The sequence below is a fragment of the Knoellia pratensis genome, assembly GCF_042666395.1.
Lineage (GTDB): Bacteria > Actinomycetota > Actinomycetes > Actinomycetales > Dermatophilaceae > Knoellia > Knoellia pratensis.
This window is the reverse complement of sequence record NZ_JBHTDJ010000004.1, coordinates 211689-237907: the sequence shown is the minus strand read 5'-3', so window position 1 is coordinate 237907 and position 26219 is coordinate 211689. Positions and strand designations below refer to the sequence as shown.

Sequence of the window (26219 nt, the reverse complement as noted above, 5' to 3'; positions counted from 1 at the left end):
CCTCGGGGTTCAGTCGCGCTGTTGGGGCGTGTTGCCGCGCACGAGCAGCCAGCCCATGACGGCGACTCCCCCGAGCCACAACGGCCAGCCGAGGACGATCTTGGCGACGCCGAGAGCCTCCACCTGCGCTGCGAGGTAGAGCGGGATCTGGATGGAGAGCCTTATGACGTAGAGCGCGACGAGGACCCAGGTGAGGCGCGAGCAGACCCGCACCATGCCCGCGTCACGTCGCCACCCGAAGGGATCCTCGGCGACCCGGGGGTCGCCAGCGCCGACGAGGAAGCCGACGACGGGCCACTTCACGAGGATCGAGGCGAGGGTGCCGACGAGGTAGGCGCCGGAGATGAGCATGCCCGGCAGGAACGCGTCCTCAGCCTTGCCGCTGCGCATCGCGAAGAAGGCAGCCAAGCCGGTGGCGATCACAGCACCGAAGACGTGCTGGAGGCTCGAGCGCTGGACGAGTCGCACCACGGCCAGCACCACGGCGACCGCAACGGCGGTCCAGACGGCCAGCTTGAGGTCCTGGCGCCAGCTCCACAGCGCAATGAACGCAATGGTGGGCAGGGCCGTCTCGAGCGAGCCACGCCAGCCGCCCAGTGCCGCCGACAGGCGGTGGCGGATGAGCTCCTCGACCGTCTCGGCGGCCGATCTCTCGTCAGCACCCACGTGCGGGCCCGCGTCTGAGGTCACTTCGTCGGAACGATCTGGTACGTGGGGTTGAAGATCGCCGGCTGGCCCTTGACCATGGCGATCCGACCGTCTGCGACGAGGAAGACGCCTGGCTCGATGCCGGCGATGCGACGCCGACCGATCCAGACCAGGTTGACCGAGCGTTCGCCGTCGAAGAGCTCGGCCACGAGCACCGGCATCCCCTGGCGCGGCGGCAGGGTGATGCAGCGGACGGAGCCCGCCACCGTGGCCTGTTTGCGCTCGACGAGCTTGCCCGCGCACGCCACGGCGGCGCCGGGGTCGGAGATCGTGCGCTGACGGATCTCGTCGGCCTCGAGCTGGGTGTCGGTCCGAGCGAGGTCCCGCAGTCGTTCCTTGAGTCCCATCAACGCACCTCGGTGATCTCTGGCCCACGCTCGAACGGATTGAGGTCGTCGGTGGAGGTCGCCTCGGGCGCGGTCTCGCCGTCGGGAGCGGCAGGCATGGGAGCCGCTTCCTCCTGCGGAAGGGCCAACGGCAGCAGCTCGCGCGGTGCCATCGGGTCGCTGCCACGAACGACGACCGTCTCGCGGAAGATGTCGAGCAGCGGTGCGGCAGAGGCCTCGTCGATCGCTCCGCGACCGGAGATCACTCCGCGAAGGAACCAGCGGGGGCCGTCAACGCCGATGAAACGCGCGGGTGCGAACACGGTGCGGCCATCAGGGCCCGCGCTGGGCATGCGCGTGCGCAGCTCGGTGCCGAACTCGGTGTATTCCAGGTCAGCCGTGCCGCCCTGGGTCTCGATCGCGACAGCGATCTCGGAGCGGATCTGCGCCCACAGGCCACCCGAGCGAGGAGCGGCGAAGGCCTGCAGCTGCAGGGCGGACTCGCCGATGACTGCCGTGGCGGCAATGACGTGTTGCTGCTCCTGGTCGATCTCGAGGCGCAGCTCCATCCCCTCCGCGCCGCTGACGCGCAGCGAGCCCAGGTCGAGGCGGCCGTCGTCGTCGTCGACCTCGGTGGCGTCGAACGGCCCGGACGATCGGTCGACGGGCGCGTCAGGAACGGTCGCCGTCACGTCGTCGGACGCGTTCTCGGACGCGTTCTCGGACGCGTCGGCGTCAAGGTCGGCGTCGACTGCGAACTCTGCCTCGACGGCGGTCTCTGCGTCGGCCTTGCGCCGGCGAAAGATGCTCACGGTGTGGTCACTTCCTCGATGGTGTCCGAAGGCGTCGTGCCGAAGCCTCCGGTGGATCCATGTCCAGTGTCACCCCGGACGCTGTCCGGGAGCGAGTCGGTCTCGCTGAAGTCGGCGTGGAGATACTCCTGCACGACGATTTGGGCGATGCGATCGCCCACGGCGACGGTGAACGTCTCGCGTGGATCCAGGTTCACGAGATTCACGAGGATCTCTCCGCGATAACCGGAGTCGACCGTTCCGGGGGCGTTGACGACGGTGATCCCGTGCCGCGCTGCCAGCCCCGACCTCGGGTGGACGAGCCCGACCGTTCCCGGGGGAAGCGCGATGGCGATGCCGGTCGGCACGAGCGCCCGCTCGCCGGGGGCGAGAGTCACGGAGGCCACTGCGGTCAGATCCGCACCACCGTCGCCATCAGAGGCGTATGCCGGGATGCGGGCCTTCGGGGAGAGCCGCCGGAAGGCGACCGGAATGCGAGAAGGGCCAGTCACGGGGACTGACCCTATCTCGGACACCGGCGTGATCAGACCACACTGTCGACCACGCTGGTCTTGCATTGATGACGCTCAGGCGGCGCACTCGCGGCAGACCATCTGGCCCGCCTTCTCGCTCGCCAGCTGGCTGCGGTGGTGCACGAGGAAACACCGCGAACAGGTGAACTCGTCGGCCTGACGCGGGATGACCCGCACCGACATCTCTTCACCTGAGAGGTCAGCTCCGGGGAGCTCGAATCCCTCGGCCTGCTCGGTCTCGTCGACGTCGACGCTGGAGGACCGCTTGTCGTTGCGACGAGTCTTCAGCTCCTCGATGGAGTCCTCCGACAGCTCATCGTCAGTCTTGCGTGGGGCGTCGTAATCGGTCGCCATGGCTCTCCTTTCCCAATGTCGTGTGGCCTTCCTCCGGCGAAATGTCGGAGGCTGGCATCCCTGCTGGCCCAGTCAACGCATGAAGTGTTGATTTTGTGCCCGTGCGAGCGGCGATTGTGCATCATCTGGGCGCAAAGCGCCACCGGGGATCTGAGACTAGTCCCTGAGGTGCCGCGCAGTGCCCTCTACGACCAGGCTTCCGAAGATCGGGTCGAGCCCGGGAGCGCACGCCCAGGTGAGCGCCTCGCCGGGTCCGTCGAGGCCCCCGACGACGGCGTCGGCCTCGGTGGCGATGAGCCAGCCCGCAGCGAGGTCCCACGGGTTGAGTCCGGTCTCGTAGTACGCGTCGAGCTGACCCGCTCCCACGGCGCAGAGGTCGAGCGCCGCACTGCCGATCCGGCGGATGTCCCGGATCTGCGGGAGCAGGTCGAGCACAAGGCGACCCTGACGGTCACGGCGCTCCGCGGCATACCCGAAGCCGGTTCCGACAAGGGCCTGACCGAGCTCGTCACAGGCCGTGGGCGACAGCTGGCGCTCGACGCCACCGGCGACGACGACACGCGACCCACCACCGGCACGCGCGAGGTAGAGCTCGTCGGTGACCGGGTTGAAGACCGCGCCCACGAACGGTCGCCAGGCCCCGTGCGTCTTCGGGTCGCCGACGACGGCGGCGACGGACACGGCATACGCGGGTATGCCGTAGAGGTAGTTCACCGTTCCGTCGATCGGGTCGATGACCCAGGTGATGCCGGACGTGCCGGAGGCTCCCCCGCTCTCCTCGCCGAGGACCGCGTCATCGGGGCGTGCCTCGCGAAGGCGGGCGATGAGGTGGTCCTGCGAGCGCTGGTCCATGACGGTGACGACGTCGGTCGCGCTCGACTTCGTCGTGGCCACCTCGACGGCGTCCGGCCGCTCGTCGACGACGAGTCGGCCTGCGGACCGGGCAATGTCGGCGGCAAGTGCCTCGAGCGTTGCGGCCAGCGCATCGTCAGGGAGCGTGAGGTCATGAGCAGTCGGTGGCATGTCAGTCCTGTCCGCAGAGGGCCGGGAGTGCCGCCCGGAGGTTGGGACAACAGCCCGGGTCACAGATTGAGGGTCGCAGATCGCCGCCGTCGGCCTGTGCAGGGATGACGACTTCGTCGCGCGCCTCGGCGGCCCGTTCCTCGAGGAGGTCGACGAGGGCTTCGACAAAGAGGGGGTGGGTGCCGGCCGTGGGGACGCGCACGACCTCGAGGCCCAGCCGCTCGGCGGTCTCGCGCGCCTCCCGGTCGAGGTCGTTGACGACCTCCATGTGGTCGGACACGAATCCGATGGGGGCGAGCACCACCGTCGTCACACCTTCGGCGGCGAGTTCCTCGATCCGGTCGTTGACGTCGGGCTCGAGCCAAGGCGTGCGCGGGCTGCCCGACCGCGAGCAGAAGACGAGCTCCTGCGGCAGGGTCACGCCGGAACGCTCGGCGAGTCCCTGCGCGATGAGGTGGCCTGCCCGCAGGTGCTGCTCGACATAGAGGTTGCCGTCAGCGTCGCCCGGGCCGGACGTGTCGTCCATGGCCTCGGGGATCGAGTGGGTGACGAACAGGAGGCGGGTGATCGGAAGCTTCGACGCGTCGATGGCGGCCACCGAGTCCACGAGGTGCTCGGTGTTGGCGGCGGTGAAGCCGGGGTGCAGGGCGTAGGGACGCACCTTGTCGATCTCCAGGTCCACTGCGGCGAGACCGAGCTCCTCCGTGGCGGCGGCGAGGTCCTCGCGGTACTGACGGCAGCCGGAGTACGACGAGTAGGCAGAAGTCACGACGACGCAGATGCGCAGTTGTCCCTCGGCCCGGGCCGCGCGCAGGGTGTCGGTGACGAACGGCTCGCTGTTGCGATTGCCCCAGAGGACAGGAACGGTCGACCCGCGACGGGTCAGCTCGGCCTCGAGCGCGGCCAGGAGCTGCCGGTTCTGGCCGTTGATCGGGCTGGCGCCACCGAAGTGGTGGTAGTGCGTCGCCACCTCCTCGAGCCGCTCCTGCGGGACGTCGCGTCCGGCGGTCACCCGGCGCAGGAACGGCACCACCTCGTCGGGGGCCTCGGGCCCACCGAAGGAGAGCAGGAGCACAGCGTCATAGGGGGCAAGAGCGTCGTCGTCGGACATGTTCGGCATGGTTCCAACCTAACGAGCCGCGGATCGTTGCCCACGACCGGCGTGGGCTGCTTTGTCGAAGGGGCTCGGGGTGGCACAGTCGAGGGTGACCTGACCACTGCCCGGGAGATCTGTGATGCAGGACCTTCGTCTCATCGGCGTCCATGAGGACGGCGAGCACGTCCTTCTCTCCGACGCCGACGGGAAGCGCTACCGCGTTGCCCTCGACGAGGCGATGCGCGCTGCCGCGCGCCGCGACCGGCCCCGGCTGGGCCAGCTGCAGATCGAGATCGATGGAGGCCTGCGTCCGCGCGACGTCCAGTCGCTCATCCGTTCCGGCTTGTCGACCGAGGAGGTCGCAGATCGCGCCGGGTGGACCATCCAGAAGGTGCAGCGGTTCGAGGGTCCTGTCCTGGCCGAACGTGAGTACGTCGCCAACCAGGCTCGCAACTGCATCGTCGGGACGAACTCGGGCGCTGGCCGCAACGCCGGCGCCGAGCAGACCCTCGGCGGTCGCGCTGAAGAGCGGTTCAAGGCACGCGGCGTCCCGGGCGAGCTCGTGCGCTGGGACTCCGCCCGACTCGACGACGGCCAGTGGACGGTGACCGCCCTCTTCCCTGCTGGTGGCCGTGAGCGCACTGCTTCCTGGCGCTTCGACCCCCGCCTGCGTTCGCTCGTGCCCGGCAACGACGAGGCCAGGTGGCTGAGCGAACAGACCTCGGCCGACTCGGCCATCCCCACACCCCACGTCGCCACCAACGCCAACCGCGCGAGTGCCGTCTTCGACGTCGAGGCCGAAGGCGGGGTGGAATCCGAAAAGCCCTCCCCTCGCGCGAAGTCTCGTGAGCCGATCGACCTCATGGCCGCGATGCGGGAGCAGTCGAACCGGTCCCGCCGCGGTCGCCGTCGCTCCTCACCCACGCACACTCCGGTCGAGGAATCCCCCCGCGATGACGCCCTCCCCCTCGAGGACCTCGTCATTGACACCGCCGACGCGCCCGAACCTCCCGCCGCTCGTGGCAAGCACCCCGTCGCCGCCCACCTCGACGACCAAGCCCCCGAAGACGAGCTCGACGACATGGACGAGGACGACCTCGACGAGGGCGCCCTGACCAACGTCACCCACCTCAGCGCCACCGCCGGCGACGCGGACGACGACCTCGACCTGCATGACCCTGACGTGGATGACGCACACCTCGAGGCTGACGACGACGTCGTAGGTGACCTCGACGAAGCCGAGCCCGAGCCCGTCGCGCCGAAGCCGACTCCCCGCAAGACCTCGGGCCGCAAGGGCCGTCCGAGTGTTCCCAGCTGGGACGACATCATGTTCGGCGGCGGGCGCGGAGGCAGCACCACCTGACGCTCGGCACCAGCGGCGCTCATCCTGACGAAAGGCGCAGCCTTAGTTGCGCCCCCGACCACGCTCTGCGTCCCTCGCGCCAGCGGCGCCGAAATGACGCGGCATACCCGAGAATCAGTCGCGCGGAGGCACAGCGCAGACGTCGAGGTCGAACGGGAGGACGTCCGGGGTGGCCGAGGCAAGGCGCGCGGCGTGGCTGCTCATGCGGCGCATGTAGTGACGTCGGCAGAGGACTTCGTACTCGACGAGGCTGTCGCTGGCTGCGGTGTCTCCGACGACGACCTGCTCACCTTCGACGACCATGACACCGTCGATGAGGCGGGCGTTGTGGGTGGCTCGCGCGCCGCACCAGCACAGAGCCGCGACCTGGAGGACCTGGACGCGGTCGGCGAGCTCGAAGAGTCGTTTGGATCCGGGGAAGAGTTCGGTGCGGAAGTCGGCGGTGATGCCGAAGCAGTTCACGTCGATGTTGAGTTCGTCGACGACGCGGGCGAGCTGCTCGATCTGCGGCGCGGTGTAGAACTGCGACTCGTCACAGATGAGGTAGTCGGCTCGTTGCCCGCGGGTGAGGAAATCGACGACGACGTCCCAGAAGTCGAGGTCGTCGTGGACCTCGTGGGCCTGGGTCGAGAGCCCGAGCCGCGAGGACAGGACCGACTCACCCATGCGGTCGAGCTTGGTGAAGATCAGTCCCACCCGAGAGCGTGCCCGGTGGTTGTGATCCATCTGGAGCGCGAGGGTCGACTTGCCGCAGTCCATCGTCCCGGAGAAGAACACCAACTCAGCCACGAGGCGACACCTTAGATCGACTTCGGTGGGACATGGAACATCGGCACGGGTACTTCGTCCTCGGTGAGCGAGCCGTGCAGTCCGATGAGGGCCAACAGTTCCGGCCGTTGATGGCGGGAGTCGACGACAGCACGGGCTTCGCGCATGGCGACGACGACGTCCCCGATGCGTGCGAGGTGCTCGGATCGCACCGCGCCGAACAACCCAGTGGCGACGGCTTCGTCGCGAGAGAGCACCCAGGCGAAATCACCGATGCGAGCGCGCCAGGTCGCCAGCACGTCATCGGCAGCGCCTGTCTCGCAGTAGAGCTGGGGAGCTCGAGCCTCTCCCCCGGTGTGCCGCACCCCGGCCGCGAGCTCGGCATCGTGGGCGACGTCGATCCGGTCGGCCATGGGCACGTCGACCATGCCGTGGTCGGCGGTGATGGTCAGCGAGCAGTCGGCGGGCAGGCCGTCGGCGAGTCGCGCCAACGCGCGGTCGATGGTCTCGAGCTCGTCGCCCCACTGCCACGACTCGCAGCCGTGGACGTGACCGACCTTGTCGAGGTCGCCCCAGTAGAGGTAGGTCAGCGTGGCTGGTTGCGAGCGCGCGTGTGCCAGGGTCGCGTCTATGCGCGCGTCGAGTTCCTTGGCTGCGACGAAACGCCCACCTCGCAGGGCAGCACGGGTGAGGCCGGACCCGTCGAAAAAGCCCGGGCCGGTCCGCATGACGTCAATCCCGGCTGCCGCGGCCTTTTCGAACCAGGTTGCCCGCGGCTGCCATCTCTCGGGGACGGGTCCGTCCTCCCACGACAGTTCGTTGAGGAGCCGGTCCTCCCCGGGCACGAGGACTTCGTAGCCCAGCATGCCGTGAGTTCCGGGGACGAGGCCCGTGCCGAAGGACCCCATGGAGGACGCGGTCGTCGAGGGGAAGCCACTGACAACACGTCGTCCGTCATCGAAGAGGGAGCGCAGCCAAGGAGCGTGGCCGACGCGGCGCCGCAGGAGGTCGTAGCCCAACCCGTCCACGAGCACCACCACAGCACTGCGCGCCGGCGGGAGTGCCCATCGGGCCGCGCCACCGGGGACGCCGATCGATGCGGCAACCGATGGGAGGACGTCGCTGAGTCCACCCTCGCCATACGCCGGCGCCGGCACGCCGAGCACGGGGGACACCGAAGGGGCAGGCTGCGATCCCGGGGCTGCAGGGGATGAACCACGGGACGCGCGCGAGTGCCGCGGTTTGCGCGGTTTGCGCGAAACCGGCGGCTCCTGCTCCGTCACTGGCCCAGCGAACCCGAGAGGGCGTGGGCGAAGGCGATCGCCTGCTGCAGGGCCACGTCGCCGTCTGCCGTCGCCGAAACGCGCAGGGCGATGTCGTCGCTGGAGATCGTGCCGTCGTAGCCGTGGTCGGCATCGCACCCGGGGTCACCGCAGGTGGCGGGGAGCAGGTCGACGCGGCTCACGGCGCCCCAGCCGAGCGTCAGAGTCAACTCGCGCCCGAGCGAGCCGGGGACGTAGTTCTGGGGGTCGGCCACGACGTGGGTCAACATGACGCCACGCACGGCTGACAGGGGGATGCTCTCGGTCGTGGCGGTGGCGACTTCCTGGCCACCGAGTCCCGCACCCTCAGCAGCGCCATCGGACGCGGCAACCCCGCCCGAACCGACGCCGTCGGTCACACCAGCGCCAGCAGCCTCATCGGCGTGGTCGTCGGCGTGAGCGATCACGAGACGCGACGGCGTGAGCACGAGCACGGTGACGTGGCGGCGGATGACGTCGCGGTCGAACGTCGTCTCGAGGTGGACGAGGTGTGAACGCACCTGCTCACCGGCGAGCGCCGCAGCGACGACATCGCCAACGAGCGCCGGGTAGTAACCGGCTCGCTCGATCGCCGCAGTGAGGTCCACCGGCAGGGTGGGGACGTCGAACGAACGCATCATGGGGTCCATTCTGCCGCACCGCGGCCGCGGTGCCCGCCCGTCCACAGGTCAGGTGAGCGAGCGCCGCCCGGGATCGGTGCGTCGGGCGGTCGGCGCGATCGTCACCTCGGCCCCCAGGACCTCGACCCCGCCGGGGTGGGCGTTGACCGGGTTGAGGCGAAGCGACGCGATCTCGGGCATGTCGTCGCTGATGGCCGACACCCGAGCGATGAGGTCCGCGAGTGCTGCGCGGTGCACCGGCGTGGAGCCCCGGTGACCATGGAGCACGGGTGCCGCCTTGACCGAGGAGATCAGCTCTGACACGGCGACGTCGGTGAGGGGCGGGATGCGGTGGGCGATGTCGTCGAGCAGTTCGGTGGGCAGTCCGGCGACGCCAAAGCTCACGACGGGGCCGAAGAGCGGGTCCTCGACCGCGGTCACGACGCAGGCCACTCCGGGCGTGGCCATGCGCTGGACCTCGAGCTGCCCGGCCGCCAGGGGCGAGAGGCGTTCGTGCAGGGACGCCCACGCCTCACGGACGGACTGCTCCGTCCCAAGGTCGACGCGCACCCCCGTGATCCCGCCCTGGTGGCGCAGCATCGGGGCCGCAGACTTGAGGACCACCGGATAGCCGATGCCCTCGGCCGCTTCGACGGCCTCCCCGATCGTCGTCACCTTGCGTGAGGGCCAGACCTCGATCCCGTATGCCGTGAGGAGAGCGAAGGTCTCGTCGGGGTCGAGTCGACGACCTTCCGGGCTGACCGACAGCACCGTCTGGACGACGTCCTCGGCCACCCGCCGGTTGATGCCGATGGGCGCCACGGGGACACCGTGGTCCTTGTTGCGCCACTCGGCATACTTGGTCGCCTTCGCAAGGGCGTAGGCCGCATCCTCGGGCATCGCATAGATCGGGATCGCCTGTCCCGTCCCGCCCTCATCCATGTGGGTCGACGAGTTGACCCCGCGCATGCCGAGGAACGTTGCGACGCAGGTCTTGTCGGAGTTGCGGGCCGCCGAGCGAACAGCTTCGGTGACCTCTTCGTCGTGGGCGACGATCGGCGGGATGAAGCAGGTCAGCACAGAGTCGACGTCGGGGTCCTGGAACGCCTTGGTGAGAGCCTCGCGGAACTGTTGGGCCGTGGCTTCCGACGGGAGGTTGACGGGGCCGTGCGTGACCTTGAGCCCGCGACCCGCGACCGCACCGGCCGAGAGGGCACCCAGGGCCGAGGAGTTTCCGACGATGGCGACGCGGCGCCCTGCAGGGAGCGGTTGGTGGACGACGAGCTGGGCGACGTCGAACATCTGGTGGACGTTGGAGACGCGGATGCACCCGGCCTGGCGCAGCATCGCCGCGAAGACCGCCGGGCGCACCTTGGTCCGTCGCACGCGGTGTCCGGGAGGTGCGCCGTAGGCCGAGATACCGGACTGGACGACGATGACCGGCTTGATCCGGCCCAGGTTGCGGGCAATGCGCGAGAACTTGCGCGGGTTGCCCATGGACTCGAGGTAGAGACCGACCGCGTGGGTGTCTGCGTCGTCGATCCAGTACTGCATGAAGTCGTTGCCGGAGACGTCGACGCGGTTGCCGGCCGACCCGAACGACGAGATGCCCAGGTTGCGTCGGGCCGCGGACGCGAGGACCGCGATGCCCAGGGCCCCTGACTGCGCGAAGAGCCCCAGGTGCCCTATCCGTGGCATGCCGGGCGACAGCGAGGCGTTGAGCGAGAGCGCGGGGTCGGTGTTGATGAGCCCGAAGGAGTTGGGTCCGACGATGCGCATGCCCGATCCGCGAGCGCGCCGGACGAGCTCGCTCTGCAGCTCGTCACCGCCCTCTCCCCCACCTTCACCGAAGCCCGCGCTGACGATGAGCAGCGCGTCGACGTCGGCGGCGGCACACTCGTCGACGACCTTGAGGACCTTGTCGGCCGGGACCGCGATGACCGCGAGGTCCACCGGGCCGGGGACGTCACCGATCGTGTCGTAGGTCTTGCGACCGAGGATCTTCCTGGCATTGCGGTTGACGGGGTGGGCCTTGCCCGTGAAGCCCCCGTCGAGGAGGTTCTTGAGGAAGTGGTGCCCCATGGAGTCCGTCGAGCGTCCGGCCCCGATGACGGCAACCGTCTGGGGGCGCAGCATCCGGCTGACGCTGATCGCCTCGGCGCGATGCTCACGTGACATCGCGACGGCCTTGGACCGGTCGGTCGGCTCGATGTCGAACCGCACCTCGACGACCCCGTCCTCGACCTTGCGGCTCACCTCGTAGCCGGCCTCCGAGAAGACCGTGAGCATCTTGCGGTTCTGCGGCAGCACCTCGGCCGTGAAGCGGGTGATCCCGAACTCCTGCGCGATCGCTGCGAGGTGCTCAAGAAGGACCGAGCCGATGCCGCGACCCTGGTAGTGGTCGCTGACGTTGAACGCGACCTCGGCCGAGGAGGGTTCGGTGCGGTCGTAGCGCCCGATCCCGAAGATCTCGTCGCGCACCGTGAGGACGAGGGCCACCCGGTCGTAGTAGTCCACGTGGGTGAAGCGGTGGACATCCTTGTCGGACAGTCGGCGCAGCGGCGCGAAGAACCGCAGATAGATCGACTCGTCGGACTGCTTGGCGTGGAACGCGTGGATCCCCTCGATGTCGCTCGGCAGGATGGGACGCAGGTGGCCGACACTGCCGTCGCGCAGCACGACGTCTGCCTCCCACTGCACCGGGTATCCCGGCGGGAGTTCGACGTCCTTGCTCATGAGCCCCATCGTGGCACGGCACGATGAACACCATGGACCTCATCGACGCGGTGTCGCGGCGCCGGATGGTGCGACGTTTCGACGCCGACCGCAGCGTCCCTCTCGAGACGGTCGAGCGGCTCGTCCGTCTCGCTCAGCGGGCACCCAGCGCCGGCCACACACAGGGGTGGGACGTCCTGGCCCTGACGGATGCCGAGGACCGGGCGCTGTTCTGGAAGGTGACCCGCGAGCGCGAAGGCGAGCCGGACGGATGGCTGCGCGGTGTCTCCGCAGCGCCAGTCCTGCTGGTCATGCTCGCCGACCCCACGGCATACCTGGATCGGTATGCCGAGCCGGACAAGGGCTGGACCGATCGCTCCCTCGACCGGTGGCCCATCCCCTACTGGGACACGGACACGGCGATGGCGGCGATGATCGTCCTCCTCGGCGCCGTCGACGCTGGCCTGGGTGCGTTGTTCTTCGGCGTTCCCGCCGCGCGTCACGACGCTGTCAGAGCGGCGTATGCCGTTCCGCCGGGTCGGCGGGTCGTCGGCGTCATCGCGTTGGGTCACGAAGCGCAACGCGTGACGAGCCCGTCGCTGAAGCGCGGACGCCGTCCGCTGAGTGACGTGCTCCACCTCGGGCGGTTCGGCGCGTCGGCGGCGGGGACGTCAGAGCACTGAGGGAAGATGCAGTGATCGGGCGAATCGCGTCCGTGCAGCACCGACACCGAGGTTGAACCCCGCCCCATGGCAAAGAGCACGTCGAGCAACACGCCGCCCGAAGAGATCGTCGAGAAGGTTGTCGACATCGACGTCGGGATCGAGATGCAGAACGCCTTCCTTGAGTACTCCGTGTCGGTCATCCACTCGCGAGCCCTTCCGGACGTGCGCGACGGTCTCAAGCCGGTGCAGCGCCGCATCCTCTACTCGATGAGCGAGATGGGCCTGCGCCCCGACCGCGGTCACGTGAAGTCCTCGCGCGTCGTCGGTGACGTCATGGGCAAGTACCACCCGCACGGTGACACCGCGATCTATGACGCGCTCGTGCGCATGGCCCAGCCGTTCACGATGCGTCTGCCGCTCGTCGACGGGCACGGCAACTTCGGCTCCCTCGATGACGGTCCGGCCGCGTCGCGCTACACGGAGGCCCGCCTCGCTCCGGCCGCCCTCGTCATGACGACGGGACTCGACGAGGACACCGTCGACTTCGTCCCCAACTACGACGACCAGCTGCTCCAGCCCGGCGTCCTGCCCGCGGCCTACCCCAACCTCCTCGTCAACGGCGTGAGCGGCATCGCGGTCGGTTTCGCGACGAGCATGCCGCCGCACAACCTCGTCGAGGTCGTCAGCGCGGCCCGGCACCTCATCGCCCACCCCGACTGCAGCCTCGACGACCTCATGAAGTTCATCCCCGGCCCCGACCTCCCCCTCGGCGGCAAGATCGTCGGTCTCGAAGGCATCCGCGACGCCTACCTCACCGGCAAGGGCAGCTTCAAGACCCGCGCCACCACCCGCATCGAGAAGCTCACGCCACGCAAGTCGGGCATCGTCGTCACCGAGCTCCCCTATCTCGTGGGTCCCGAGAAGGTCATCGAGCGGATGAAGACGCTCGTGCAGGGCAAGAAGCTCCAGGGCATCAGCGACGTCAAGGACCTCACCGACCGCAAGCACGGACTGCGGATGGTCATCGAGGTCAAGAACGGCTTCAACCCCGAGGCGGTCCTCGAGCAGCTCTTCAAACTGACGCCGATGGAGGACTCGTTCGGCATCAACAACGTGGCTCTCGTCGACGGTCAGCCGCAGACGCTCGGGCTCAAGGACCTGCTGCGCCACTACGTCGAGTTCCGCATCGACGTCGTGCGCCGCCGCACGTCCTACCGCCTGCGCAAGGCCCAGGACCAGCTCCACCTCGTCCTCGGACTCCTCATCGCGATCCTCGACATCGACGAGGTCATCCAGCTCATCCGCACGAGCGACGACACGGCCACCGCGCGCCAGCGCCTCATGAGCGTCTTCGACCTCAGCGAGCTCCAGGCCAACTACATCCTCGAGCTGCAGCTGCGGCGCCTGACCAAGTTCTCGCGCATGGAGCTCGAGACCCAGCGCGACGACCTGCAGAAGCAGATCGAGGAGCTGGAGGCGATCCTGGGCGACGAGAAGCTGCTCCAGCGGATGGTCTCGACCGAGCTGGCCGACGTCGCCAAGAAGCACGGCACGCCCCGCCGCACCGTGCTCCTCGAGTCGGCCGGCAATGCCGTCAGTGCGGCCTCGGCTCCGCTCGAGGTGAGTGACGACCCGTGCTGGGTGCTGCTCTCCTCGACCGGACTGCTGGCCCGCACCTCCAGCGACGAGCCCATCCCGGCCGAGGGTGGCCGGGCCAAGCACGACGCCGTCATCGCTGCCGTGCGCACGACGGCACGCGGAGAGGTCGGCCTCGTCACGAGTCTCGGGCGGATGATCCGGATCAGCGCGCTCGAGCTGCCGACGCTGCCACCCCTGGGCGGTGCGCCGAGCCTGTCCGGGGGCGCCCCTCTGGCGGCCTACGTGGACCTGCCCCGGGGAGAGGAGCCGATCACGGTGGTCTCGCTCGATCCCGACGGTCCGGGCCTCGCGCTCGGCACCGCTCAGGGCATCGTCAAGCGAGTGACCGCAGACCAGCCCAAGTCCCACGACTGGGAGGTCATCTCTCTCAAGGACGGCGACACCGTCGTCGGGGCGGGCCAGGTCGTCACCGGCGACGAGGACCTGGTCTTCGTCACCTCCGACGCGCAGCTGCTCCGCTTTCCTGCCAAGACCGTTCGGCCACAGGGCCGTTCGGGTGGTGGCATCGCGGGTGTGCGTGTCACAACCGGTGAGCGGGTCGCCTTCTTCGGTGTCGTCGACCCGGCCCGTGACGCGGTCGTCGTCACGGCGAGCGGGTCTGCGGACGCACTCCCGGGGACCCAGCCCGGGGCCATCAAGGCCACGCCCTTTGCCGAGTACCCCGCCAAGGGTCGCGGCACGGCTGGCGTGCGCGCCCACCGCTTCCTCAAGGGCGAGGACACCCTTGTGCTCGCCTGGGTCGGTGCCACACCGGCGCGAGCCAGTGGCGCTGGCGGTGTCGCCCTCGAGCTGCCCGACGCGACCGGCAGACGTGATGGCTCGGGCGTCCAGGGCGCCGCGATCATCACTGGGATCGGCGCTCCACCCGCCTGACCCAGACCGACCCAAACGCACGCCGAGTGACTGAAAGTGAGCGGGCGGCATACACCTCAGTCGGATTCGATCGCGTTACGTGATCGTGACCACACAAACGCACAGAAACCGTTCCGCCCCGGGTGTAACCGCTTTTACACTCCACACGGATCACCTCAGTGCCGAGGTCAGTGATGGCCCCGGCGCGCCCCTTGAATAGATGGAGGCGGGCATGGCCCACAAATCACAACGTCGCAAGGTGTTGGCCCTCACCGGCATTGCTGCGATTTCGCTCAGCATCACCGCATGCGGTGGAGGCAGCGACGACGAAACCGGCGGCGCGGCCGCCGCCGAGGACACCAAGGACTACTCCAAGTGGTGTGACATGAAGTCCGAACTCACGGGCAAGACGGTCAGCATCTACACCTCGATCGTCACCCCCGAGGACGCCCCGCACAAGGAGTCCTACAAGCCCTTCGAGGAGTGCACCGGCGTCACCGTCAAGTACGAAGGTGACAAGGACTTCGAGAAGAACCTTCCGCAGCGCGCGCAGAGCGGCAACCTCCCGGACATCGCGTTCATCCCGCAGCCGGGCCTGCTCCAGACCATGGTTGACACCGGCAAGGCCATCCCGGCCTCGAAGACCCTGAGCGACAGCGTCGACAAGTACTTCGGGCCGGACTGGCGCAAGTACGGCTCCGTCGACGGCGACCTCTACGCGGCCCCCTTGGGCGCCAACGTGAAGTCCTACGTCTGGTACTCCCCCAAGGCCTTCACGGCCAAGGGCTACACGATCCCCAAGACGTGGGACGAGATGATGACTCTCACCCAGAAGATCGCGACGGAAAACCCGGCAGCCAAGCCGTGGTGTGCCGGCTTCAGCTCGGGCACCGCCACCGGATGGACGGGCACCGACTGGCTCGAGGACACTCTCCTGCGCACCGCTGGCAAGGACGTCTACGACCAGTGGGTCGAGCACAAGATCCCCTTCAACGACCCCAAGATCCTTGAGGCCCTGGGCAAGGACGCCGCCATCCTCAAGGACCCCAAGTTCACCAACGGTGGCTTCGGTGCACCGTCCTCGATCGCGACCACCACCTTCCAGGACGGCGGCCAGCCGATCCTCACCGGCAAGTGCTTCATGCACCGCCAGGCCTCCTTCTACGCGGCGAACTTCCCCAAGGGCACCAAGGTCGCCGAGGATGGCGACGCCTGGGCGTTCTACCTGCCGTCGGTCGATGAGACGACCAAGCCGGTCCTCGGTGGTGGCGAGTTCGTGGCCACCTTCCGCGACGCTCCCGAGGTCAAGGCCTTCGCGGCCTACCTGGCATCGCCCGAATGGGCCAACGCCAAGGCCAAGGCCACGACCGGCGGTGGATGGGTGAGCGCCAACAAGGAGCTCGACCCGGCCAACCTGGTCTCCCCCATCGACCAGCAGTCGGCCAAGATCCTCCAGGACCCGGCCTCCGTCTTCCGTTTCGACGGTTCGGACATGATGCCCTCCGCCGTGGGTGCCGGCACGTTCTGGGCCGAGATGACCAACTGGGTCAAGGGTCAGGACGACGCGACCACTCTCGGCAACATCGAGAAGTCCTGGCCGGCCAAGTAACCAGTAGTTGATTCACCACTCCATGGCCTCAGTGGGTGAGGTGGGGCGTCCTGCCTCCCCTCACCCACTGGTGCACCCGTTCCTCAGGAGGTGAAATGCTCGTAACCTCGTTCACGGCCATATCGACTGACAGCAACAGCGGAAAACTCTTGACGCTGCTCGTCGGTATCGTCGTTTTTGGCGCCGTCTTCCTCGGCATCCTGCTCCTTGCTTCGCTCTTCAACGGTCGTCTGGGCGAGAAGATCCAGGCCGCTGCCTTCGTGGGCCCCACCCTGATCTTCATTTCCATCGCCCTGATCTACCCGTTCATCCTCACGATCCGCAGGGCCTTCTACGACGGCAAGTTCTTCGACCTGAACTTCGGCACGGCGCGCACCCGTGGCGAGTTCGTCGGGCTGGACAACTTCGGGAGGTTGTGGACCACCCCGGGCCTTCCGGACGTGTTCCGCAACACCCTCTTCTGGGTCGTGCTCGTTCCCCTTCTCGCGACGGGCCTGGGCCTGGCCTACGCCCTCATGATCGATCGCGCGAAGGGCGAGGCCGTGGCCAAGGCGCTGATCTTCCTCCCGATGGCCATCTCCTTGGTCGGCGCGACGCTCATCTGGAAGTTCGTCTACTACTTCATCGGTGACCCGTCGGCCGACCAGGTGGGCCTGCTCAACTCGGTCATCACCACGCTCGGCATGGACCCCATCGACTTCCTGGGCAACGCGCCGGGCAACACGTTCGCCCTGATCGCCATCATGATCTGGGTCCAGGTCGGCTTCGCCATGACCATCCTCTCGGCGGCCATCAAGGCGATCCCCGACGAGATCCTCGAGGCCGCCAACATGGACGGTGTCTCGGGGATGAAGATGTTCCGGTTCATCACGCTGCCGAGCATTCGCACGTCGGTCATCGTCGTGCTCACGACGATCGGCATCGCCACTCTCAAGGCGTTCGACATCGTCCAGGCGTCGAGCGGCGGCAAGCTCGGCGACTCGGTCCTGGCCAACGAGTTCTACAACCGCTCCTTCGTCACGCAGGAGCCAGGGCTCGGAGCGGCGATCGCGATCGTGATCTTCCTGCTCGTCTCACCGATCATCGTGTTCAACGTGATCCAGCTCCGGAAGGACGCCTGATGAGCACCATGACTCCAGCACCCGTCCCGGCCTCGGTCGCCGACACCGCGGTCGCCGACGCCGGCCACAAGCTCAAGAAGCGCAAGTCGGCGGCGGGCAATGCCGCCCGGGCCGTGTCCTCGCGCTGGGCGTCGGTCTTCGCCGTCGCCATGGCGGCCCTGTGGACGATTCCGACATTCGGGTTGTTCGTCACGAGCTTCCGCAAGCAGGAAGACATCCAGGAGACGGGGTGGTGGCACGCCCTCACCGGCGGCGGCTTCACCCTCGACAACTACAAGGGCGTCCTCAACGGCGCCGAGGGTCAGCTTCCCCTGACCGACTTCTTCGTCAACTCCCTCGTCATCGTCATCCCGTCGGTACTGCTGCCCCTGCTGCTCGCGTCGCTCGCTGCTTACGCCTTCGCGTGGATCGACTTCCCCTTCAAGAACGCCCTGTTCGTCGCTGTGTTCGCCCTGCAGATCGTGCCGTTGCAGGTCGCTCTGCTGCCCTTGGTCACGATGTACCAGGACATCGGGCTCGGCGGGTCGTACTGGTCAGTGTGGCTGTCCCACACTGCCTTCTCGTTGCCCCTCGCTGTCTTCCTCCTGCACAACTTCATGAAGGAGATTCCGGCGTCGCTGCTCGAGGCGGCCCGGGTCGACGGTGCGGGACACGTGCGCATCTTCTTCCAGGTGCTGCTTCCGCTGATTGCTCCCGCGCTGGCCTCGTTCGGCATCTTCCAGTTCCTCTGGGTGTGGAACGACCTGCTCGTGGCGCTGGCGATGTTCGGTGGCAAGCCTGACCTGGCACCGTTGACGATGTTCCTCAACACCATCAGCGGCACCTTGGGCAACAGGTGGTACCTCCTGTCTGCGGCTGCCTTCGTGTCCATCGCCCTGCCGGTGGCGGTGTTCCTCGCGTTGCAGCGGTACTTCGTCCGAGGCCTCCTCGCCGGAGGTACGAAGGGCTGACATGCCTGCTCCGGACCGCCGACGGCGGATGAGCACGATCACCGATGTTGCGCGGGAGGCCGGGGTCTCTGTGGCCACGGTCTCCCGCGCACTTCGCGGACTCGACCGGGTGAGCCCACGCACCCGGGAGCGAGTATTCAAGGTCGCCACCGAGCTCGACTACGTCGCCAGCCCCACGGCGACGTCACTCGCGTCGGGACGCACGCAGGTCGTCGGGGTCGTGGCGCCGTTCCTCACCCGGTGGTTCTTCGCGACCTTGGTGAGCGCCATCGAGAAGACCCTGCGCCAGCACGGACACCACGTGCTGCTCTTCGACCTCGAGGACGACAACTACGACCAGCGCCTCCCCCTGTCGCAGAACATGCTCTGGAAGCGCGTCGACGGAGTCATCACCCTCAACCTGCCCCTGACCGAGCAGGAGCTCGAGCTGGTCGACCGCCTCGGGCTGCCGCTCGTCGCCATCGGGACGCCGGTCGCGGACCGCCCCAACGTGCGCATCGACGAGGACCTCGCGATGCGGACCGCCACGGAGCACCTCGTGGCCCTGGGGCACACGCGCATCGCCTACATCGGCACGGTCCCGTCCAACGCGGCGCACATCCAGACGCCTCAGGCGCGCCTCGACGCGTTCCAGGACGTCATGCGCCAGCACGGGCTCCCTGCGCACCAGCACTGGATCCTCGAGTCGGACTGGACCGCCGACAGCGCTGCGGCCGACACTCGTGCCCTCCTCGCCTCTGACGACCGGCCCACTGCCCTTGCCGCTGCCTCCGACGAGATGGCGATCGGCGCGATGCAGGCAGCCCGAGCCGAAGGACTGCGCGTCCCCGAGGACCTTTCGATCATCGGCATCGACGACCACGTCCTCAGCAGCGTCATGGGCCTCACGACGGTCCGTCAGGACGTCGCGGCGCAGGGCCATGAGGCCGCCGAGATCCTCCTGCGAGCCCTGGGGGTCGACACCCCCGGCGGTCGCGCCAACGACGTCGTGGTGCCCACCGAGCTCATCACCCGACACAGCACCGCGCCGCCCGCCTCCTGAGAGGACGGACGGCGCGAGGCTCGCAAGGGTGCGCGCTCAGTGGTGTTCGTGGTCGGGGTCGCCGAGCTCCTCGGGGTCACGCATGTAGGTCTTCTTGGCGAAGAAGAAGCGGTTGACCACCCAAGTGAGCGCCCACAGGACCACACCGACGACGAGCAGGCCAAGAGCGATCTTGTACTGCTCCTGCTGCGCGTCGCTGCGCGCCCACGGCCCTGCGAGGAATGCACAGAACACGGCGCCCAGGATGGGCAGGACCGAGGGGGCGATGAAGTGCTTGTGCTTGACGGGATCCTTGCGCAGCACGAGCACGGCGATGTTGACGACGGTGAACACACAGAGCAGCAGCAACGCCGTGGTGCCACCGAGCAGAGTGACCGTCCCGGCGCCCTCCTTGCTGCCGTTGGCGCGCACCACATAGATGATGAGTCCGAAGGCGATCGCCGTCGTGAACAGGATGGCCGCCCACGGGGTCCGACGGGTGGCGTGCACCTTGCCGAGGAAGGGTGGGAGCACGTCCTGCTTGGCCATGCCGTAGAGCAGGCGGCTGGCCATGAGCATGTTGATCAGCGCGGAGTTGGCGACGGCGAACATGCCGATGAACGGGAACACCTTGTCGAACGGGAAGTTCGGTGCGCCGGCGGCCACGACCTGCGTGAGGGCGGACGCCTCGTTGGGGTCGGCGAGTTTGCCGACAGGCACCAGTGCCACTGCGGTGATCGCGACGAGGATGTAGATGACGCCGGTGATCCCGAGCCCGGCGAGCATCATCCTCGGGAAGTTCTTGGCCGGCTCGTGAGTCTCTTCGGCCATGTTGACCGAGTCCTCGAAGCCCACCATGGCGAAGAACGCGAGCGAGGTCGCCGCAGTGATGGCGAAGAAGGTGCTCTTGTCGCTCGGACTGTCGAAGATGATGGTCTTCGAGAAGTCCGCCTTGCCCTCGGTCACGGCATACAGGCCGATGAAGATGACCAGGAGCAGACCGGAGACCTCCACCAGGGTGAGCACGACGTTGGCCTTGACGCTCTCGCCGACTCCACGGAAGTTGATTGCGGCCACCAGAGCCATGAATCCCAGGGCGATGAGCAGGATGGGAGTCGAGCCGGCCGGCCACTCCTCCTTCATCCCGAGCCCGTCACGCAGGAACCCGGCGAAGGCGTTGGAGGCCGTCGAGGCCGAGGTGATGCCGGAGCACATCACGGTGAAGCAGACGATGAAGGTGAAGAAGTGGATCCCGAACGCCTTGTGCGTGTAGAGCGCCGCACCAGCTGCCTGGGGGTACTTCGTCACGAGCTCGAGGTAGGAGAACGCCGTGATCGTCGCGACGATGAACGCCACGAGGAACGGAGCCCACGCTGCGCCACCCACCTCGCCGGCCACCGACCCGGTGAGCGCATAGACGCCCGTCCCGAGGATGTCGCCGACGATGAACAGCAACAGGAGCTTGGGCCCCATGACCCGGTTGAGCTCTGGCTGCCCGCCCTGTGGTGCATCGATGACATCCGTGCCACCGCGATCGTCGATGTGACCACTCATCTGCACGCCTCCTCATTCGGCACCGGGTGTCCGGCCGCCTGTATCGGCCCACTGTGGCCCAGATCACGCCTGAGGGCAACGCAAACGCGCCGGTATGCCGTGAGTTCGCCGAATGCTTGCTGGGAGCCTTCGCGGCGTGGCAGGCCGGTCAGGTGGCCACGTCAGGCGTCGATGCGCTCCTTGTCGAGCCGGGCCGAACCCTTGACGATGAAGTCTCGGCGCGGCGCGACCTCGTTGCCCATGAGGAGCTCGAAGATGCGCTCAGAGGCCTCGGCGTCGGCCATCGTCACCTTGCGCAGGGTGCGGTGGTGCGGGTCCATCGTCGTCTCGGCGAGCTGGTCGGCGTCCATCTCACCCAGGCCCTTGTAACGCTGCATGGGCTGCTTGATGTTGCGGCCCTTCCTGGCGAGCGAGGCGACGGTCTTGCGCATCTCACCCTCGGAGTAGGTGTAGATGAGCTCGGCCTTGCGGGCGCCCATGCCCGCGACCTCGATGCGGTGCAACGGGGGCACGGCGGCATACACCCGTCCGGCCTCGACGAGAGGTCGCATGTAGCGGAAGAAGAGCGTGAGCAGCAGGGTGCGGATATGGGCGCCGTCGACATCGGCGTCGGTCATGATGATGACCTTGCCGTAGCGAGCGGCCTCGACATCGAACGAACGGCCGGAGCCGGCCCCGAGGACCTGGATGATCGCGGCGCACTCGGCATTGCCGAGCATGTCGGTGAGCGAGGCCTTCTGGACGTTGAGGATCTTGCCGCGGATCGGCAGCAGCGCCTGGATGTCGGAGTTGCGGGCCAGCTTGGCGGTGCCCAAGGCGCTGTCACCCTCGACGATGAACAGCTCGGTCTTGTCGACGTCGTTGCTGCGGCAGTCCGCGAGCTTGGCCGGCAGCGAGGAGGTCTCCAGCGCGTTCTTCTTGCGCTGGGTCTCCTTGTGCAGACGCGCGCTGATGCGCGACTTCATCTCGGCGGTGACCTTCTCGAGCAACATGGCGGCCTGCTGCTTCTCACCACGCTTGGTCGAGGTGAGGTTGGCCGTGAGCTCCTTCTCGATGACCCGCCCGACGATGGCGCGCACCGCGTTGGTCCCGAGGACCTCCTTGGTCTGGCCCTCGAACTGCGGCTCGGCCAGGCGCACCGTCACGACGGCGGTCAGGCCCGCGAGGATGTCGTCCTTGTCGACCTTGTCGTTGCCGACCTTGAGGCGGCGGGCATTGACCTCGAGCTGCTTGCGGAAGACCTTGAGCAGCGCCTGCTCGAAGCCGGCCATGTGGGTGCCGCCCTTGGGCGTCGCGATGATGTTGACGAACGAGCTGACCTTCGCGTCGTAGCCCGTGCCCCAGCGGACGGCGACGTCGACCTCGCACTCGCGCTCGACCTCCTGCGGGGACATGTGCCCCTTGGAGTCGAGGACGGGCACGGTCTCGGTGAAGTTGCCCGTGCCCTGCAGTCGCCAGACGTCGGTGACGGCCGGGTCGGGGGCCAGGAACTCGGCGTACTCGCTGATGCCTCCATCGTGGAGGAAGACCTCCTCGTGCGGCCCGCTCTCCCCCACAGTGCCGGGAAGGCCCCGCTCGTCGCGGATGACGAGGGCGAGGCCGGGCACGAGGAAGGACGTCTGCCGGGCTCGGCCGAGGAGTCCGTCATAGTCGAACTCGGCGTCCCTGATGAAGATCTGCGGGTCCGCCCAGTAGCGGATGCGACTGCCGGTGACGCCGCGCTTCGCCTTGCCGATGATCGCCAGCTCGCTCGTGCGCTCATAGGGCGTGAACTCGTGGTCGGGGCTCTTGTCCGCGCTCGCGACGTCGGGGAAGTAGCCGGGCTCGCCGCGCCGGAAGCTCATCGCGTAGGTGTTGCCACCGCGGTCGACCTCGACGTCGAGGCGGGCGGAGAGGGCGTTGACGACGGATGCGCCGACACCGTGGAGTCCACCGGACGCGGTGTAGGACCCGCCACCGAACTTGCCTCCGGCGTGCAGCTTCGTGAAGACCACCTCGACGCCGGTGAGACCGGTGCGGGGCTCGATGTCGACGGGGATGCCTCGGGCGACGTCGCGAACCTCGACCGAGCCGTCCTTGTGCAGGATGACCTCGATCCGGTCGCCGTGGCCGCCGAGCGCCTCGTCGACGGCGTTGTCGATGATCTCCCACAGGCAGTGCATCAGTCCGCGGCTGTCGGTTGACCCGATGTACATGCCCGGTCGCTTGCGCACGGCCTCGAGACCCTCGAGCACCTGGAGGTGGTGCGCGCTGTAGTCGGACGAGGACTTGGTCGTCGCGGCCTTCTTGGCCGTGGACGTGGGGCTCATGCGTTCCTTCGGGTTTCGTGCGTGGGGCCGGGTCGGGAGGCGTATGCCGCCTGGGTTGTGTCATCACGTCGTGCGTGGTGCGTTCTGCTCAGGCTAGCTCCGGGCTCTGACGACCCCGCCGAGGCGCGCTGTCGCATGGGTGAGGAATGATCATGTCGTCGGCATCGGATCGGTCACAACGCGAGCACCTCCCCCGCAGGAACACCTCGGCATGTTTGACTGTTACAACGCTCGACGCCCACGCATCCGACGTGGGCTCAACTGACGAGATCAGCCGAGGAGGCCGATGTGACAACCGCACTGGCGCCCACCATGACCGCTGCGGACCGCTGTGACCGCTGCGGTGCCCAGGCCTATGTTCGGGCGACCCTCCACGCCGGTGGGGAGCTGCTCTTCTGCGCTCACCACGGCCGGGAGCACCTGCCGAAGCTTCGCGACCACGCGGACATCACCGACGAGAGCGACCGCCTGACGGAGCCGCCCGCCGTCGCAGACATCGACGTCTGACGCCACCGGAGTGAACCTCCTGCCGGAGGGCACCAGCGTCTGGGTGCCGGCGATTCTCATCTTTGTGGGAATCGTCGGCATCGTCATTCCCGTCATTCCCGGCCTGCTGCTCGCGGTCCTCGGCGTGTTGCTCTGGGCATACGAGACCGGCGGCACGACCGCCTGGACGTTCTTCGGGGTGTGTCTGGCGATCTACCTCGCCGGGGTGGTCATCCAGTTCCTCATCCCCGGCAAGAGCCTGCGCGAGCAAGGGGTGAAGACGTCGACGCTGCTGCTGGCCGTCGTGCTCGGGATCATCGGGATGTTCATCATCCCGATCGTCGGCTTCATCATCGGCTTCGTGCTGGGGATCTATCTCATCGAGCACGGCCGGACGCGTGATCGCGCTCAGGCGTGGGCTCGCACCAAGAGCGCGCTCGTTGCCGTCGTCACGAGCATGGGCATCGAACTGTGCGCCGGAGTGCTGATCGCCGTCACCTGGGTGATCGGCGTCCTCGCCACCTGAGTCCTCGCCACCTCAACCCGACTTCGTGCCCCGCACGGACACAGCGGGAGGCCTTCGGCCGGACGGAGTGTCCGTGCGGGGCACGAAGTCGAAGGGGCTGAGTCAGTGCCAGCCGTCCTGGCCTCGGCGGTCCCACCGGTTGTCGAGCTTGTCCATGAATCCTGAGCCGCTCTTCTGCTTGCGACCGGAGGTGGCTGGGCCCGTCGTGCCGTCATCACGCACGACGGCGAGCTTGCCACCACGGCGCGGCGGGGTGAGAGCGTAGGCCACGGCCGCGACCATCACGGCGAAGCCAGCGGCACCGACCCACATCGTCGTCTGGATGCCGACGAGGACGAGGCCAAGTCCGACGAGGACGCCGACGACACCGATGATCCAGCGCAGGCGGGTGGGGCCACCGCGTGGCGTCCCCTCCATGTTGGAGGCGAACTTGGGGTCATCGGCGACCAGGGCCTGCTCCAACTGCTCGAGCATTCGCTGCTCGTGCTCTGATAGCGGCACGGCGTCCTCCTGGTGTGCGGTGTTTACGACGTGTCATTGATCTTCCACCAAGAACAACGTCTGAGACCGCTTAATCGTTGCTTCGCCAGCGTCGGTGCTGGTTTCTTCAGGATAGGTCGCGATCGTCGCTGGGGGAAGGTCGGCCCCTGTCGATCAGGCTCGCAGGCCGCACAGACCCCGCCCCGAAGCGGGCGCTGGCCCTGTCGACGGCTCGATCTGCGTCCCGCCAGCCGAAGTCAGCCTCACCCAGCATTCCCTGGATCGGTGCCTCCTCGACGGCCACGAGCTTCTCGAGACGGACCCCGACGAGCCGGATCCGGGCCCGCTGCAGCCCAAGCGCGTCGAACAACGACGTCGCCGTCTCATAGATCTCGCGGCTGCCGTCGGTCGGCTCCCGCAGGGTGCGCGCCCTGGTGATCGTCGTGAAGTCCGAGAACCGCACCTTGATCGACACCGTGCGACCGGTGAGCCGCGCACCTCGGAGCCGGGCCCCGACACGGTCACTGAGCTTGAGCAGGTGGCGGTGGATCTCCTGCGGGTCGTCGATGTCGTACTCGAACGTCTCGTCGGCGCCGATGCTCTTCTCGCGCTGCTCGCGTGCCACGGGTCGCGGGTCACGTCCCCAGGCGAGCTCGTAGAGGTGGTTCCCGGTCGCCTCGCCCAGTCCGCGGATGAGCGTCGGCAAGGGGGTGTGCGCGATGTCGGCGACGGTGCGCAGCCCCAGCCGGGTGAGCTGTTCCTCGGTCTTCTCCCCCACTCCCCAGAGCGCACCCACCGGCAGCTGTTGGACGAACGGGATGACCTCGTCCTGGGGGACGACGACCATGCCGTCGGGTTTGGCGAGCCCGGAGGCGATCTTGGCGACGAACTTCGTCGACGAGACCCCGACCGAGCAGGTGATGCCCTGCTCGTCGTGGATGGTGTCGCGAATCTGGGCACCGATGGTCGCTGGCGAGCCCAGTCGGCGAATCGCTCCGGAGACGTCGAGGAAGGCCTCGTCGAGCGACAACGGCTCGATGTCCGGGGTCACGGCACGGAAGGTCTCCATCACGGCGGACGAGATCGCGGCATACAGGCTGTGGTCGGGTGCCAGCACGGTCGCCTGCGGGCACAGCCGACGGGCGCGGGTCATCGGCATCGCGGAGGCGACGCCGAACCGGCGCGCTTCGTAGGTCGCGGACAGGACCACGCCCCTGTTGCCGCCGCCGATGATGACCGGCGTGCCGACGAGCTCGGGGTGCGAGAGCAAAGTCGCCATCGCATAGAACGCGTCCATGTCGACGTGCAGGATGTGACACCCGGTGTCGTCGGGCGGTTCGCTCGAGGATCGTTCGGGGAGGCTGAACTGGCGACGGCTCATGGCCGCTC

General features: G+C 68.0%; 24 protein-coding genes. 9 read left to right on the top strand and 15 right to left on the bottom strand.

Translation table 11 applies throughout. The features are described from left to right. Positions 1 to 9: 9 nt before the first annotated feature. The 7 genes from ACFQRE_RS17270 to ACFQRE_RS17240 all read right to left on the bottom strand — a co-directional run bounded on the left by ACFQRE_RS17270 (position 10) and on the right by ACFQRE_RS17240 (position 4855). Positions 10 to 690, bottom strand: coding sequence for a DUF3159 domain-containing protein (locus ACFQRE_RS17270; RefSeq protein WP_380124800.1), 681 nt, complete (start codon positions 688 to 690; stop codon positions 10 to 12). Further along, positions 687 to 1055, bottom strand: a complete 369-nt coding sequence (locus tag ACFQRE_RS17265) for an OB-fold nucleic acid binding domain-containing protein (RefSeq protein WP_380124798.1) — start codon at positions 1053 to 1055, stop codon at positions 687 to 689. The genes ACFQRE_RS17270 and ACFQRE_RS17265 overlap by 4 nt, the downstream gene beginning before the upstream one ends. After that, complete coding sequence (locus ACFQRE_RS17260; protein ID WP_380124796.1) at positions 1055 to 1846, bottom strand: DUF3710 domain-containing protein; 792 nt, start codon at positions 1844 to 1846, stop codon at positions 1055 to 1057. The genes ACFQRE_RS17265 and ACFQRE_RS17260 overlap by 1 nt, the downstream gene beginning before the upstream one ends. Then, entirely contained in the window at positions 1843 to 2337 is a 495-nt protein-coding gene (gene dut, locus ACFQRE_RS17255; protein WP_380124794.1) for a dUTP diphosphatase, read from the bottom strand. Before dut ends, ACFQRE_RS17260 begins: the two co-directional genes overlap by 4 nt. Positions 2338 to 2412: 75 nt before the next feature. Continuing rightward, complete coding sequence (locus ACFQRE_RS17250; RefSeq protein WP_009774670.1) at positions 2413 to 2712, bottom strand: DUF4193 domain-containing protein; 300 nt, start codon at positions 2710 to 2712, stop codon at positions 2413 to 2415. Between the two features lie 156 nt (positions 2713 to 2868). Continuing rightward, positions 2869 to 3735 (bottom strand): inositol monophosphatase family protein, encoded by an 867-nt coding sequence (locus tag ACFQRE_RS17245; protein ID WP_380124792.1) that lies wholly within the window; start codon positions 3733 to 3735, stop codon positions 2869 to 2871. A 1-nt stretch (position 3736) separates the two neighbouring features. Further along, positions 3737 to 4855 carry a ferrochelatase gene (locus ACFQRE_RS17240; RefSeq protein WP_380124789.1) on the bottom strand — a complete coding sequence of 373 codons (1119 nt, stop codon included), beginning with the start codon at positions 4853 to 4855 and terminating at the stop codon, positions 3737 to 3739. Between the two features lie 115 nt (positions 4856 to 4970). Between ACFQRE_RS17240 and sepH the strand changes: the two genes are divergently transcribed. Continuing rightward, on the top strand, positions 4971 to 6194 hold the full coding sequence (gene sepH / locus ACFQRE_RS17235; RefSeq protein ID WP_380124787.1) for a septation protein SepH: 1224 nt from the start codon (positions 4971 to 4973) through the stop codon (positions 6192 to 6194). A 114-nt stretch (positions 6195 to 6308) separates the two neighbouring features. Here the strand turns inward: sepH and ACFQRE_RS17230 are convergent, their stop codons facing one another. From ACFQRE_RS17230 to ACFQRE_RS17215, 4 genes are all read right to left on the bottom strand, one after another. Next, positions 6309 to 6983 (bottom strand): thymidine kinase, encoded by a 675-nt coding sequence (locus tag ACFQRE_RS17230; protein WP_380124785.1) that lies wholly within the window; start codon positions 6981 to 6983, stop codon positions 6309 to 6311. Positions 6984 to 6994: 11 nt separating this feature from the next. Continuing rightward, a complete protein-coding gene (locus ACFQRE_RS17225) occupies positions 6995 to 8137 on the bottom strand; it encodes an alkaline phosphatase family protein (RefSeq protein WP_380124783.1) in 1143 nt (380 codons plus the stop codon). A gap of 104 nt (positions 8138 to 8241) precedes the next feature. After that, positions 8242 to 8913: a DUF5998 family protein gene (locus tag ACFQRE_RS17220; RefSeq protein WP_380124781.1), complete on the bottom strand. Its 672-nt coding sequence runs from the start codon at positions 8911 to 8913 to the stop codon at positions 8242 to 8244. Positions 8914 to 8952: 39 nt separating this feature from the next. Then, positions 8953 to 11628, bottom strand: a complete 2676-nt coding sequence (locus ACFQRE_RS17215; RefSeq protein ID WP_380124779.1) for a bifunctional acetate--CoA ligase family protein/GNAT family N-acetyltransferase — start codon at positions 11626 to 11628, stop codon at positions 8953 to 8955. Positions 11629 to 11651: 23 nt separating this feature from the next. On the opposite strand from ACFQRE_RS17215, the gene ACFQRE_RS17210 reads away from it, so the two are divergent. From ACFQRE_RS17210 to ACFQRE_RS17185, 6 genes are all read left to right on the top strand, one after another. Further along, complete coding sequence (locus ACFQRE_RS17210; protein ID WP_380124777.1) at positions 11652 to 12281, top strand: nitroreductase family protein; 630 nt, start codon at positions 11652 to 11654, stop codon at positions 12279 to 12281. A 66-nt stretch (positions 12282 to 12347) separates the two neighbouring features. Beyond that, positions 12348 to 14795: a DNA gyrase/topoisomerase IV subunit A gene (locus ACFQRE_RS17205; protein WP_380124775.1), complete on the top strand. Its 2448-nt coding sequence runs from the start codon at positions 12348 to 12350 to the stop codon at positions 14793 to 14795. 211 nt (positions 14796 to 15006) lie between these two features. Then, entirely contained in the window at positions 15007 to 16383 is a 1377-nt protein-coding gene (locus ACFQRE_RS17200) for an ABC transporter substrate-binding protein (RefSeq protein ID WP_380124772.1), read from the top strand. Between the two features lie 149 nt (positions 16384 to 16532). Further along, positions 16533 to 17504: a carbohydrate ABC transporter permease gene (locus ACFQRE_RS17195; RefSeq protein ID WP_380124770.1), complete on the top strand. Its 972-nt coding sequence runs from the start codon at positions 16533 to 16535 to the stop codon at positions 17502 to 17504. Beyond that, the gene (locus ACFQRE_RS17190) at positions 17504 to 18454 is read left to right on the top strand and encodes a carbohydrate ABC transporter permease (protein ID WP_380124768.1); all 951 of its coding nucleotides are present in this window, start codon (positions 17504 to 17506) and stop codon (positions 18452 to 18454) included. The genes ACFQRE_RS17195 and ACFQRE_RS17190 overlap by 1 nt, the downstream gene beginning before the upstream one ends. Before the next feature lies 1 nt (position 18455). Next, on the top strand, positions 18456 to 19496 hold the full coding sequence (locus ACFQRE_RS17185) for a LacI family DNA-binding transcriptional regulator (protein ID WP_380124766.1): 1041 nt from the start codon (positions 18456 to 18458) through the stop codon (positions 19494 to 19496). Positions 19497 to 19532: 36 nt separating this feature from the next. Here the strand turns inward: ACFQRE_RS17185 and ACFQRE_RS17180 are convergent, their stop codons facing one another. Together ACFQRE_RS17180 and ACFQRE_RS17175 are read right to left on the bottom strand one after the other, a co-directional pair. Further along, positions 19533 to 21029, bottom strand: a complete 1497-nt coding sequence (locus ACFQRE_RS17180) for an APC family permease (protein WP_380124764.1) — start codon at positions 21027 to 21029, stop codon at positions 19533 to 19535. A gap of 161 nt (positions 21030 to 21190) precedes the next feature. Then, complete coding sequence (locus ACFQRE_RS17175) at positions 21191 to 23338, bottom strand: DNA gyrase/topoisomerase IV subunit B (RefSeq protein ID WP_380124762.1); 2148 nt, start codon at positions 23336 to 23338, stop codon at positions 21191 to 21193. Between the two features lie 288 nt (positions 23339 to 23626). Here ACFQRE_RS17175 and ACFQRE_RS17170 point away from each other — a divergent pair, with 288 nt between their 5' ends. After that, positions 23627 to 23845, top strand: coding sequence for a DUF7455 domain-containing protein (locus ACFQRE_RS17170; protein ID WP_380124760.1), 219 nt, complete (start codon positions 23627 to 23629; stop codon positions 23843 to 23845). Between the two features lie 10 nt (positions 23846 to 23855). Continuing rightward, the gene (locus tag ACFQRE_RS17165; RefSeq protein WP_380124758.1) at positions 23856 to 24350 is read left to right on the top strand and encodes a DUF456 domain-containing protein; all 495 of its coding nucleotides are present in this window, start codon (positions 23856 to 23858) and stop codon (positions 24348 to 24350) included. Between the two features lie 102 nt (positions 24351 to 24452). Here the strand turns inward: ACFQRE_RS17165 and ACFQRE_RS17160 are convergent, their stop codons facing one another. Together ACFQRE_RS17160 and dinB are read right to left on the bottom strand one after the other, a co-directional pair. Next, positions 24453 to 24851: a DUF3040 domain-containing protein gene (locus tag ACFQRE_RS17160; RefSeq protein ID WP_380124756.1), complete on the bottom strand. Its 399-nt coding sequence runs from the start codon at positions 24849 to 24851 to the stop codon at positions 24453 to 24455. 106 nt (positions 24852 to 24957) lie between these two features. Then, positions 24958 to 26211, bottom strand: coding sequence for a DNA polymerase IV (gene dinB, locus ACFQRE_RS17155; RefSeq protein WP_380124754.1), 1254 nt, complete (start codon positions 26209 to 26211; stop codon positions 24958 to 24960). Positions 26212 to 26219 lie beyond the last annotated feature (8 nt).